Origin of the sequence: Psychrobacter immobilis, from assembly GCF_904846235.1 — a bacterium.
GTDB lineage: Bacteria > Pseudomonadota > Gammaproteobacteria > Pseudomonadales > Moraxellaceae > Psychrobacter > Psychrobacter immobilis_C.
In genome coordinates, this window is record NZ_CAJGZN010000002.1 from 143,312 (window position 1) to 155,354 (window position 12,043).

Here is a 12,043-nt window from a genome sequence, read left to right on the forward strand (position 1 = left end):
AACTTTTAATCAAGAACAAACCTAATCGTCTTAGCTCTTAATTCTACAAACCTCAAAGCCAAGACCTTTTACTGCCTCTTCTTTGTCGTAAGGCGCTAGCACTGCACGCACATGCTTTTGCCCTTGCAGATATTGCTTGGCAACGCGCTGTAAATCAGCAACTGTCACGGCCAATATTGACGCACGCATTTTACGCTGCCAGTCGACACCGCGATGATGTAGATTTGCAAAACACGCTTTGATTGCTTCGCCTGCAGGAGAGCCCGGCTTATCCATACCTGAGATAATACCTAAGATAGCTTCTTCCAATTGCTCATCGGTTTGTGGCTCGTTTAAGATCCATTCGATACTGGCGTCAAAGTGAGCAAAGGTCTCAGCGCATTGCGGATCACGATAGCTAAAGAACTTAAAGGCACAAGCATTGGCATCATAGCCCGCACCGCCGCCATAGGCACCGCCGCGCTCACGAATCGCACTGTGCAAATAGCCGTTACGTAAGTAAGGCGCTAATACCATTAGTGCAGCGGTATCAGGATGGTCAGCAGCAGGTACAGTATAAGCACTAGCGTTATGATAGACATTGGTTGGTACTAACCATGCTAGATCTGCAACATCAAGCACGTCATTTTTAACATCGTCGCCATTTTCTAATGCTTTGACTGTATCAGTCGCACCATTCAACGCAGTATCTAATTGCAGGTTTGCAAACTCGCTTGGGATATTTGCTGCCACGTTCGTTATATCGTTAGAAGCCGTCGTCGCTTGGCTGTCTTTCCAGCTATCAACGATTAAGCTACTTAAACGTTCGGTTTGCTCTGCTTCACAGATGATAACGGCATGCTTAGGCAAGCTGATCAGACGTTGATGTAAGTCCATCAAGCTCGTAGCCAGTTGATCCCACTGGGCATCATCTGTACTAGCATGTGCCAAGAAATCCTTAAGCGCGTTCAATGCTGGTAAACCGCTGCGCACATACTCTAGCTGCGCTTGGCGACTCATGCCGCGACTGGCTGTTTGCATCGCATATGAATGCCCTGAGCCCGCTAGGTTTGACTGCCAACCTGCTTGACGCTGTTGCAAGATTTCTTTGATACGGTCATGCTCAGAGAAGATACTGTGCTCCATGACTTCTTTGAGCAAATCAATTGCTTCAGGTTTGCGATTTAGCGCACGCGTTGCCACGACAAAGTAGCTGCTAATCGCTTGGCTGTCATCGACGTTGGTACGTTGACTAATACGAGCGGTCACACCAGAAGAATGCGCGGCCTGCTTAGCTTGCATCTCATGAGCGCTAAGTGAGTCAGTACCTAGCTCAGATAATAGACTTAAATAAATAGGCAACAATGGATGATTAATCACTTCATTAACCGGTAGCTCGCTGGTGTTCTGATTACCAATCGCATCGGTCAACGGCACAATCACTTGATAATAATAAATGCCATTGGTGCCAGCTTCATACTCAAATAGCGTGCTGTCTTGCCCGCTCAAACGCACCTGCTTTTGCGCGCCTTCTTTAAAGCTGATATCCGTTGGTACGTCTTCTAGACCTACTTTTGGTAATAAGCTTAAATCATCTGGCGCGGCTTGACGTGCAGCCAGATCTAAGGCTTGTTGCTTCAAGATAGCTTTGTCATCAGCAGTCAAATTCATCGCGATAGTATCCAAACGAGTCTGCTCAGCTGCTGCCAAACGGGCTGTTTTTTCGCTATCAGGCGTCATCGTTACGCGTACGCGATGCTGATTGTCCAATAGATGCGTCTTAATCAAGTTCGGTAGCCACTGTGGATCGACGACTTGCTCGCGTAGCCACTGTAGATGCTCGTCTACTTCCCAAACGTCGATAGGGTTGCCATCATGAATGGCGGTACTAAAGCCCTCTAACATCAGGTTTAGACCATAAGGAATGCTATCGCCGCCGATGTGACGCTGATCAATCTCAATCTGATGCAGAATGGTTTCGATTGTCTCATCATCAACTGGTGAATTGGCCACTTCGGTCAGCAAATCAATAATGCCCTGCTCGACCGCTTCGGCATGTTCAGGGTTAGAACCGCGCAGTCCCGTATAAAAGACCATCTCATAATGACTGTCATCAAGTCCCAATAGCGGACTTGGCGCTTTACCCAGTGGATGGCTGTCAAGATAAGCACGCAATGGCGAGCCTGCATGCTCAATCAATACGCCTTCTAGCAGACGTAACGCTAAGCGCTGCTTAGGATCGGTAATCGATGGCAATAACCAAGCAACCACATGATGCGTCTGATCTGGGCCCGCTTCATCAGCAGTATAAGTATCGACTGCGCTGATTGGTGCAGACAAACGCTGCTCTGGACGCGATACATGCTTCTTGCCTGCCTCAAATTGAATCAAAGCATCTTCGTGTATTTTCGCTTGCGTCTCGGCAACAGGAATATTACCGAAGCTCATGATGACACTGTTTGACGGATGATAATGGCTCTGGTGAAACTCGGTCAACTCAGTGTGCGTCAAGTCAGGAATATCGGCAGGATCGCCGCCTGAATTATAATGATAGGTCGTCGTTGGGAACAGATGATGAGCAACGGTATGATATAGCTGATCAATCTCGCCACTCATCGCGCCTTTCATTTCATTAAAAACGATACCCTTAAACTGCGGCTTATCATTTTCATCAAGCTCCACGCGAATGCCTTCTTGAGCAAAATCGAGCGGATGGATATTTGGGAAAAACGACGCATCAAGATATACAGCAAGCAAGTTAAAGTAGTCATTTTTGTTTTGCGTTGCATACGGATAGGCTGTCCAATCAGCTGCAGTCATCGCATTCATAAATGTGTTTAATGAACGTTTAATCATTGAGAAAAATGGATCACGTACTGGGAACTTGTTCGAGCCACATAATGCCACGTGCTCTAAGATATGCGCCTCGCCTTTTGAATCCATCGGCTGGGTGCGAAAACCGACCAAAAACGCATTCTCATCACTTGGGTGTGCCAGATGATAATGCATCGCTCCTGTTTTCACATGCTGACCGATCAGCACATCCATCGATAGCGCCTCAATATGGCGATGCTCAATCAGCTCAAATGCTGGATGCAAGGTTAAATCAGCAGTAAATGGCGTGTCCGTCATAGTTATCCTTATCGCTTATTATGCGTATAGTGCCCTGACTGTCAGGGAAAATAGAGTAATAAATTGGCTAAAAAAGAGTTGGCTTAGCGCTATTAGTGGGGCTACGACATGGATAAGTCAAGGCAATAGCCATGCAATAATCCACCACATAATCTACGCGGCTATCAACTTTAACTATTAATGCGTTATAGTTACAAATTTATAAATATCCACAATTTTATTATGGATTTATCGCTTAACAAAGACGGCCTGCACTGCTACTATAAAGTTAACTATTAATACGAGTGGAGTACCTTATGAGCTACCAACACGTTTTACTGGTTACTGACTTACTATCCGATGCGGACAAAGTGGCGCTAAAAGCCAAACGTATTCTCGCAGGCTCTCCTGAAGCCAGACTGTCTGTCTTGCATATAGTCAAAGATGACATGGTGCGCTTTGGTTATGAGCTCGTGCCTGCCTCTAGCCTCTCGGGTGATGTCGATAATGAAAAGTGGCAAGAAGCACGGGCGAAATTAGCGCAATTTTTGGCACGTAATGAGCTGGAAGCAATCAACTCTGAGATCACCGCTGCCATCTCTAATAGTAAAGGTATCATTAAGTATTGCCGTGAAAAAGATGTCGATTTACTTATCATTGGACGCCATGAACGCCATGGTATTGCCGCTTGGTTGGTAGGAGCTACTGCCGATAGTATCTTGCCAAATGTCCCTTGCGACAGTTTAGTGGTGAAGCTTGATCAGCCTGTCTTGGAATAATTGGCATTACTCTAATCCGCTGCTAAAGACGACAAGCTTTACTTAACAGCGCCCTAGAGTAGTGCTATAGTAAATACTATCTGACACGAGGAAGACGCTATGAGTTACGAACATATTTTACTGGTTACCGACTTACTCTCTGATGCAGATATAGTCGCACAAAAGGCCAAGCGCATCGTCGAAAACCGTCCAGGCTCTAAGCTATCAGTTCTGCATATTGTCAAAGACACCATGGTTGGCTTTGGCTACGAGCTGGTACCTGCCTCTAGCCTATACGATGAGATTGATGATGAACGTTGCCAAGAAGCACGCGCAAAGCTGGCGCAATTCCTTGAACGCAATCAGCTAAATGCAGCAACATCAGAAGTCACAACTGCCATCTCTAGCAGTGAAGGTATCGTCAGCTACTGTCATAAACACGATGTCGATCTATTGGTCATCGGTCGTCATAAGCGTACTGGTATCGCTGCATGGATAAGTGGCGCGACAGCAGATAATATCTTGCCCAATGTACCTTGCGATAGCTTTGTAGTAAGACTGGACAAACCTGTTTCAGCATAAAATATGCTTGGATTGTCTTATGTGATATAAAGCATGTCTTAAACAAAAAAGCGCAGCGTAAGTTTTAACGCTGCGCTTTTTTATGGCTGATAAATTTTAGGTTCATCCAAACTCATCATTTAACTCTGTTGAATAATATCTATAAAGGTTTGCCAAATGGGGCTTTGGTGACGGGCTTTATGCCAGACTAGCCACCATGTACGCGATAGATCAATTCCCGCCACGTTCACTTGTACCAGCTCACCTGTTGCCAGTTCTGTCTCAATCACATGCTGCGATAGACAACCAAGACCAATATCTGCACTCACCATATGTTTAATGGCCTCAGACTGATGTATCGCCTTTACCACTTCTGCATTGGGTAGATACTTTAGCAGTTGCTCGTCGATAATTTGCCGTGTGCCTGACCCTGCCTCACGTACCAGTAGCGGCAACTGCGCCAACTGATTAATGGTCAGCTGATAGCAGTCCTCGTCTTCGCTATAGGTAGCTATACCCTGTAACCACTTGCTATCACGCTTGGCGAATATCACTAGCGTATCGGTACGCCATTTGTGCTGCTCAATAACTTTCATATCTACCGGACGCGGCATTCCTTCTACCAGTGCGATGTCTATATTCAATTGCTCAACCTCGCTAACTACCTCTTGCGTATTGGCAATATACATATCGACATTGGCATCGGGTAGCGCCTCATATAGCTTGCCAAGCAAAGATGGCAACACGTAATTACCGATAGTGGTGCTGGCACCGATATGAATCTGTCCTGCTTGATACTGATGATAATGCTCAAGCGTGAGCGACTGACCCAAGATAGCCTGTGCCTGTATATAAATCGGATGGGCATTGGGGTGTTGATTGAGCCGACGACCGACGCGCTCAAACAGTGGCATCTGTAGTCTAGACTCTAACTCTGTCAACGCGCTACTGACTGCTGATTGCGATAAGTGCAGCTCCTCACTGGCTCGACTGGTGCTACCTGTCTGATAAATACTGACAAAAACAGCAAGCTGCTTAAGCGTAATCTTTGGCACTGTCTGCACAGATTTTTTCATAATATTGATAATGCCCTATGTTGCTTTATGTCAGTTTTTAGCCTGTCTTATTCACTATGCGTATCTTTCTTCGCTACTCATGTGCGGTATATCTATTTCTATAATAGATACTAACCTAAAAAATCGATAGTTTATATCTTATTAATCTGTTTTTATTATAAATGTAGCGGGCATATACTGTCTATTCATAAGCTTATGCTTATCTTAATATAAGTAATAGGATGCCGCGTTATGCACACATTCGTCCAATCAGTCAGCAACTCCGTTCACAACTATACCCCTAATCACCGTCACTTGGCGGGATTGGTAGTCGTTCTGATTGGTAGTTTGTTTTGCTTATGGTTGGACAGCAGTTTGGATATCTGGTCAAACGGGCATATCGTTGGACTATCCTCTTTAACGCTAGCAATTTTGCTAGGTATGATCTTAGGTAATACTATCTATCCCAAATTCACTGAACGTTTAAACAGCGGCGTTTGCTTTTCCAAAGGTCAGATACTGCGACTTGCAATTATGTTTTATGGGTTTAAGCTAACCATGACGCAAGTTGCGAGCATCGGTATGCCAGCGATTATGACGGATGCACTGGTACTGACATCAACTTTTTTGCTGACCTATTGGTTAGGTACTAGGTGGTTAAAAGTCGATAAAGAAACGGTTATTTTAATTGGCTCAGGGGCAAGTATTTGCGGTGCTGCTGCTGTCATTGCTGCAGAGCCAGTCGTCAACGCGCAAGCTCATAAAGTCACTATCGCCGTTGCAACTGTGGTGGTTTTTGGCACTATCGCAATGCTACTTTATCCTTTTTTATATCATCTTGGTTGGTTACAGCCTTGGCTAAGCGCCCAGCAGTACGGCATGTACACTGGCTCAACCGTTCATGAAGTGGCGCAAGTCGTGGTCGCAGGTAATGCAATCAATACTGAGATTGGCGATACCGCTGTCGTGACCAAAATGATACGCGTCATGATGCTCGCGCCTTTCCTGCTTGTGTTATCGTTTGCGCTAACCAAAGATCGTACCGTAAATAATACCGCTATAGAAGATAAGAGCAGTAAAAATGAGACAGCGTCATTTATGACTCGTGTCAAACAAGTCAAAGTACCATGGTTCGCATTTATCTTTATCGGCATTGTATTGATACATACATGGGTGCCAATGTCTGAGAGTATCGTACGCAGTATGGTGATGCTAGATGATGTGTTACTGACGATGGCCATGTTTGCATTAGGTCTGACCACTCATCTGAGCGCGATCAAGCAAGCTGGCGTTAGACCGCTTATCTTGGGTGCTATTATGTTTGGTTGGTTGATACTGGGCGGTGGTCTGATCAATATCGGCATTAGCTTTATGTAATAAGCTAAATGTCCATTCTTAACTGCTGATGTCATTGCACAATATAAAAGGCCTCCAACTATCTATAGTCGGAGGCCTTTTTGCATCTATCATTTGGTCTAATATGATTAGTTAAAACTTTAATCTTGGACTAGTACTGACTTTAATACCATTGTCTTAAATACCATTGTCTTAAATACCAATCTCTTAAGTACTAATGCTCTAAATACCAAGTCTCTAAATGCTAAAACATAGACGAAAAAAAACGAACCCGAAGGTTCGCTTTTCTACATCTATTCATCTATCTGTCTATAAAGACAAATTAGATAGCAACGATGTTATGTGCTTGTGGGCCTTTTTGGCCTTGAGTTACAGTGAACTCAACTTCTTGGCCTTCAGCCAAAGTTTTGAAACCTGAACCAGTGATTTCGCTGTAATGAGCAAAAACGTCTGCGCCAGTTTCTGGAGCGATAAAACCAAAGCCTTTAGCTTCGTTGAACCACTTAACTGTACCTTTTTGAACGTCTGACATAGTATAATCCTACTTTTAAATTTATTAATGGTCTAGTGACCGGTAACGCTTGCAAATAGCTACTGAACGATAAATATTAAAACGAAGGATTATAACTAATACTACGAGGTAATGATTTGGTGCAGAACTGCTCTTAAGCTTGGGCGTATTATAAGGGGTACATCCCAGTATCGCAAGTCTTATCTCATGTTTCGTGTAACCAGAACCGTTTATTGGCTGATTTTGGCGCAAATTGCAACGGATTTAGGCATTTGGTAAACGGAACAAATATATCGCTACCCCACTACAGACAGCGGCTACCGCCCATGCCATCCACATCATATCGGCAGGTAAACGATAAAATAACATAATTGTTGATGCTGCCATCATAACCGTCGCTAAACACTTGGCATAAAGCGGAACAGCATGATTTTCTTCCCAATCACGGACGAATTTACCAAAGTATTTATGATTAATCAGCCAAAAATGAAAGCGTCGAGAACTGCGTGCCCAGCAGCCTGCTGCTAGCAGAATAAAAGGCGCTGTGGGCATCACTGGCAGCAATATACCGATAATACCTAAGATAAAAAACAGCCAACCAAGCGTCACAAAGGTCCAACGCAGCATTGGGCTGTTGGATTGATCAGTCTTGGGTCGGTAATAGAACGCTTTTTTATTATCGGTCATATAAGTTGTCGGTTGTGTAAGTTGTCAGTTATGCCAAATGTCGATTGTTTAGAGTAGCACCTATTATATAAGCGGTGGCATAGAAGGCTAATATAGAAGGCTAATCATGCAATATCGCCCGTCTGCGCTCAAGACTATTTATATAAGGTTTTTGCTATTGATAGGTATGTTTGGTTAGTAATTGGGTAAGTACCAATAATAAATGCTGCACTCTTTTATTAATACATTGATTGAAAGCGCTTATAACAAGCCGTGATAAACAACAGCTATCATAAAAAGCGGTTAACGAACACCTGTCATCACCTGTCATCGTCTTTCCCGATACGCTTGCATCCCATCTTGTAAGTCGTCTATGATGACGCAGTAGCTATCGATAATAGCCATTCGCAGTACGGATTCATTAGCGGTACTGATCGAAAATAATGTAATACCAATCAATCTTGTCGGGGTGCTTTGATTTAACGCTGTAGACACAGCTCACATCATCGCTGAGATACACCCGTGAACCTGAAGCAGTTAGCACTGACGTAGGAAACAAGCGTGACACGCCCTCAGAGGTCTATAAATAAGAGCAGTCTATAGATGATGTACTCGTGATACCTATATCAAACGCCGAGCATCTGACAGTTAGCATTGCGACCTCACTTTTCTTATTTAGCCTTTCTTGTTTTACTTAATCGTATCAGTCTGATTGTTTTCCATACCTAAAAAGGAAACAACCATGCAACCGACCACCAAACTTACTCTGACCCTCGAATGGTTTTTAAACCCTGATCACCTGCCCTTTATCGCTGGTGTGACCACGGGCGCATATGAGCAAGCAGGGCTTGATATCACTATTATCGAGCCAGATGATCACTATGATGGCTTTGCCGAACTACAGAACCAGAGCATCGATCTGCACGTCAATGAGCCTATCCATCTGTTTGAACATTACGTGCCTAATCTACGCGCACTAGGCTGCTTTTTTGAGACCGATGGCGGCATATTGATGCAGCAGTCTAGTATGGATAAGCTCAAAAACAATCAACCTATCCTCATTTGCACCCCTGCCGCTGAAGAAAAGACCAATCGTATTGGCTTTGAGATATTGGCTCGCTATGCCAAGAAAAATGGCTTTAGTATCAGCCGTGATAATGTGACCTTTGTACAAAAAGACTTTTATCACATCAAAAACCTGCAAGAAGACCCAAGCCTAGATGGTGCATGGCTATGCTTTTATAACTTTGAAGGCGTTGAAGCGACTCATGAAGGGTTGGAGTTTACGTTTATCGATCAGCATCTGTCACCTTATCCGAACTTTTCAGCGTTAGAGATTCTAACGACGGATGAGATCTATAGTGCGAAAAAGGACGCGATAGATACCTTTATCCAAGTGACCAATCAAATGACGGAACTGTGTAAAAACGAGCCAGCCACAGCCCACCGTATGTATTACGACTATAGTAAAACCGAAGCAGATACACTGATGGATGCGATTATTGATAATACGTTAGGTAGATTAATCACGCCGATTAAGCCAAGTGCAAGTAAGTGGGAAGAACTGCGTGAGATGTTAGCCGAGATCGATATCGTGACCTTGACTCATGAGCAATATCAGTCGCTTTGGGCGCTATAGAGATTTTAGAAGTTACAATATTTTGAATAGTAAAAAACCGCCATAGCATTTGCTGTGGCGGTTTTTTATTTAGCTGTAATCGAATAGTGAGGTTAACACAGTAATATTTTTATAGTGAAGTGACTATACCAAGTTGCTTGGCTTCTTTAAGCCACATTGGGAACTCTTCTAGCATGTTTTCATACAACGCTTCTTCGCTAATGTCATCCAAGTCATCGAGTTCAAAAAAGTCGCAATTATCAATCACGCGCCCTGTCATGTCGTCTAGTTTTTTAGGATGCCATAACCACGACCACCCAAGCCCACAAATTGCCAAAATATCGGCAGTTTCGCCGCTTCCGTCATGACTCTCGTGATACCGCGATTGTCATTTACCCCGCCATCACTGATAAATAGCACGTAGACAGGCACATCCAAGCCGTCCTTTTGATAAAACTCTGTCACGGCTTTCATGACCTCTGCTTCATTATTAATGCGTGGGCCAAGTGCCCATTTGCGCCAGCCGCCATGAGCGTTGTTAATGAAACCGTCATAATTGCTCAGTCCAATCTCGCCCAAATACTGCGGATCTCGGGCAAATGCCCAGCAGTCTAGCGCTTGGTCGTCATCGAAGTTCACTGCCAATGGTAATATGCGATTGACTACTTCTTGCACACGGCCTTTTTTGTACTGCCTATTCATTGAGCCTGAGGCATCTAACACCAACGCTACCTTTGCGGTTAATTGTTGTAATTGGCGTTTCTCAAGCGATATCGTGGCTTTTTTAGCCAGATTGACCAGTTTTGGGGCTTTGTCTAGCATGACCTTTTCTAGCGATGGTTTTGCTTGCATTGGCGTGGCGGTCGTCTCTGCTGCTTGTGGACTACTCTCTTCTACATCACCACCAAAATGCTGCACGATGGCAGCAAGTCCACCATTAAAGCCTTGCGCGACGTTAGATACCCGCCACACACCACTTTTACGATAAAGCTGCATCAGCATACTGGCCTGCTGTTGGGCAAAATCTACTGCTTGATACTCTGCCTGTGCTTTTTGTGATTGCTGCCAAATGCCAATCTCTAACGATTGAATTTGATTGAGCGGTGTGTCGGCTGATAATACAAAAAACAAGCTGTCTATATTAGTAGCCAGTTTGGATAAACTCACTTCAAACTCGGCTTGGATGCCTTTATTTGCCGTTGGTTGCGACTCGTAATGGGTGAGCTTGATTTGCTCGCATGGAGAGGTTGGCTGATTATAAAACACCATGTAATCATCATTGATCAGTTTGCCCGCTGCGTCTAAGGCAAAGCAGCTGATATCCATCTCTATTGGGCTTTGACGAGTGAACTTAAGCGTGATAGGTGCGGTATCGTCAATAGCAAGATTGCTTAAAGGCGCGCGTTGTCCGACGGTGAGATGGTTCATGGTGTTCCTTACGTTAGCTTGTTATTCCTTTAAAGATAATAGACTAATTACTAACATTAAAAAACCGCTAACAGCACAAGCTGGAGCGGTTTTTTGGTTTTTAGTCAATAGGTTGATACTATTTTATGAACAATAAGCAATCGGAATACTTTCTAAGTGAATTACGGTAAATATTCTATAGAAGATACTCATTACGTTCTTCTATATATTTGTTAGCGAGTTCTTTAGCTTTTTTAGCAAGTATAGTCTTATCTTTCTTATCTAAAATTGCATTCATTTTGTCAAGATAAGCTTCTCTTAGCGCCTTTAGTTTCTGTAAGACTTCGTCTTGCTCATTAATAGAAATTTTATCTGAATCTGTTATTTCTATTATGAAATCAGTTGCTACACTATTTGCTCTAGTCGCCCAATCTCTCTCGTCTTCATCAGCAGACCCTGAAAAATCAAAATATTGATGAAATACTAAATTAGATGCAAGTCCGTGGAGTCCACCTTTCAATTTACTACCAAGAGCTTTCTTAAGTTCGAACTGAATATTGGAATCTAATAAATCTAGCGTAGGGTTAGTTAAATAAATATTACCTAGCCTTTTTAGCCTTAATTTTTGAAGACTAACTATTGACTCTATTCTATGTAGTTCTGCTTTTAACTCAGGCAAAGACAAACCTGATAAATCTACCTTATCCTTGTTGCGAACAATCAATAATAGCTCTTCTGCAGAATAGATTAAATCACCTAGAATAAAATAGCTTTCGAGTAGCTCAACGATTTTTTCCTCTTGCTGATTGTCTCTATATAATTCATATAGTTTTGGGATGGCATCAGCCAAAGCTCTAAAAAAATTAAGAAACAAATCCAACATTTTCTGTCCTTATAATACGTCACCTATTTTGCGCGAGGGACGAGCGCCGAGTTAAGCTATTAAAGAACACCGCCTCATGCATCGCATATTAGCCTATTATTAAAGGACTCCGATGCTGAGGCCATGCTCTTTAAGCTT

9 protein-coding genes, 1 pseudogene and 1 riboswitch are annotated in these 12,043 nt (G+C 43.4%); of the genes and pseudogenes, 4 read left to right on the forward strand and 6 right to left on the reverse strand.

What is annotated here, in order from left to right:
• Window positions 1–30: 30 nt before the first annotated feature.
• Window positions 31–3,111 carry an insulinase family protein gene (locus JMX07_RS01900; RefSeq protein ID WP_201605862.1) on the reverse strand — a complete coding sequence of 1,027 codons (3,081 nt, stop codon included), beginning with the start codon at window positions 3,109–3,111 and terminating at the stop codon, window positions 31–33.
• Between the two features lie 296 nt (window positions 3,112–3,407).
• Between JMX07_RS01900 and JMX07_RS01905 the strand changes: the two genes are divergently transcribed.
• Window positions 3,408–3,869 (forward strand): universal stress protein, encoded by a 462-nt coding sequence (locus tag JMX07_RS01905; protein ID WP_201605864.1) that lies wholly within the window; start codon window positions 3,408–3,410, stop codon window positions 3,867–3,869.
• 99 nt (window positions 3,870–3,968) lie between these two features.
• On the forward strand, window positions 3,969–4,430 hold the full coding sequence (locus JMX07_RS01910; protein WP_057761630.1) for a universal stress protein: 462 nt from the start codon (window positions 3,969–3,971) through the stop codon (window positions 4,428–4,430).
• A 119-nt stretch (window positions 4,431–4,549) separates the two neighbouring features.
• Here the strand turns inward: JMX07_RS01910 and JMX07_RS01915 are convergent, their stop codons facing one another.
• A complete protein-coding gene (locus JMX07_RS01915; RefSeq protein ID WP_201605866.1) occupies window positions 4,550–5,485 on the reverse strand; it encodes a LysR substrate-binding domain-containing protein in 936 nt (311 codons plus the stop codon).
• A 231-nt stretch (window positions 5,486–5,716) separates the two neighbouring features.
• Here JMX07_RS01915 and JMX07_RS01920 point away from each other — a divergent pair, with 231 nt between their 5' ends.
• Window positions 5,717–6,841: a YeiH family protein gene (locus tag JMX07_RS01920; RefSeq protein WP_201605868.1), complete on the forward strand. Its 1,125-nt coding sequence runs from the start codon at window positions 5,717–5,719 to the stop codon at window positions 6,839–6,841.
• 301 nt (window positions 6,842–7,142) lie between these two features.
• On the opposite strand, the gene JMX07_RS01925 is transcribed toward JMX07_RS01920, so the two are convergent.
• Window positions 7,143–7,352 (reverse strand): cold-shock protein, encoded by a 210-nt coding sequence (locus tag JMX07_RS01925; RefSeq protein ID WP_045453470.1) that lies wholly within the window; start codon window positions 7,350–7,352, stop codon window positions 7,143–7,145.
• 243 nt (window positions 7,353–7,595) lie between these two features.
• Complete coding sequence (locus JMX07_RS01930) at window positions 7,596–8,018, reverse strand: YbaN family protein (protein WP_102094045.1); 423 nt, start codon at window positions 8,016–8,018, stop codon at window positions 7,596–7,598.
• Window positions 8,019–8,452: 434 nt separating this feature from the next.
• Window positions 8,453–8,569, forward strand: a riboswitch (TPP riboswitch).
• 170 nt (window positions 8,570–8,739) lie between these two features.
• Between JMX07_RS01930 and JMX07_RS01935 the strand changes: the two genes are divergently transcribed.
• Window positions 8,740–9,636 carry an ABC transporter substrate-binding protein gene (locus JMX07_RS01935; RefSeq protein ID WP_201605877.1) on the forward strand — a complete coding sequence of 299 codons (897 nt, stop codon included), beginning with the start codon at window positions 8,740–8,742 and terminating at the stop codon, window positions 9,634–9,636.
• Window positions 9,637–9,745: 109 nt separating this feature from the next.
• Here JMX07_RS01935 and JMX07_RS01940 read toward each other — a convergent pair.
• Together JMX07_RS01940 and JMX07_RS01945 are read right to left on the reverse strand one after the other, a co-directional pair.
• A pseudogene (locus tag JMX07_RS01940) lies at window positions 9,746–11,043 on the reverse strand (VWA domain-containing protein).
• Window positions 11,044–11,218: 175 nt separating this feature from the next.
• Window positions 11,219–11,905 carry a hypothetical protein gene (locus tag JMX07_RS01945; RefSeq protein ID WP_201605879.1) on the reverse strand — a complete coding sequence of 229 codons (687 nt, stop codon included), beginning with the start codon at window positions 11,903–11,905 and terminating at the stop codon, window positions 11,219–11,221.
• Between the last annotated feature and the right edge of the window lie 138 nt (window positions 11,906–12,043).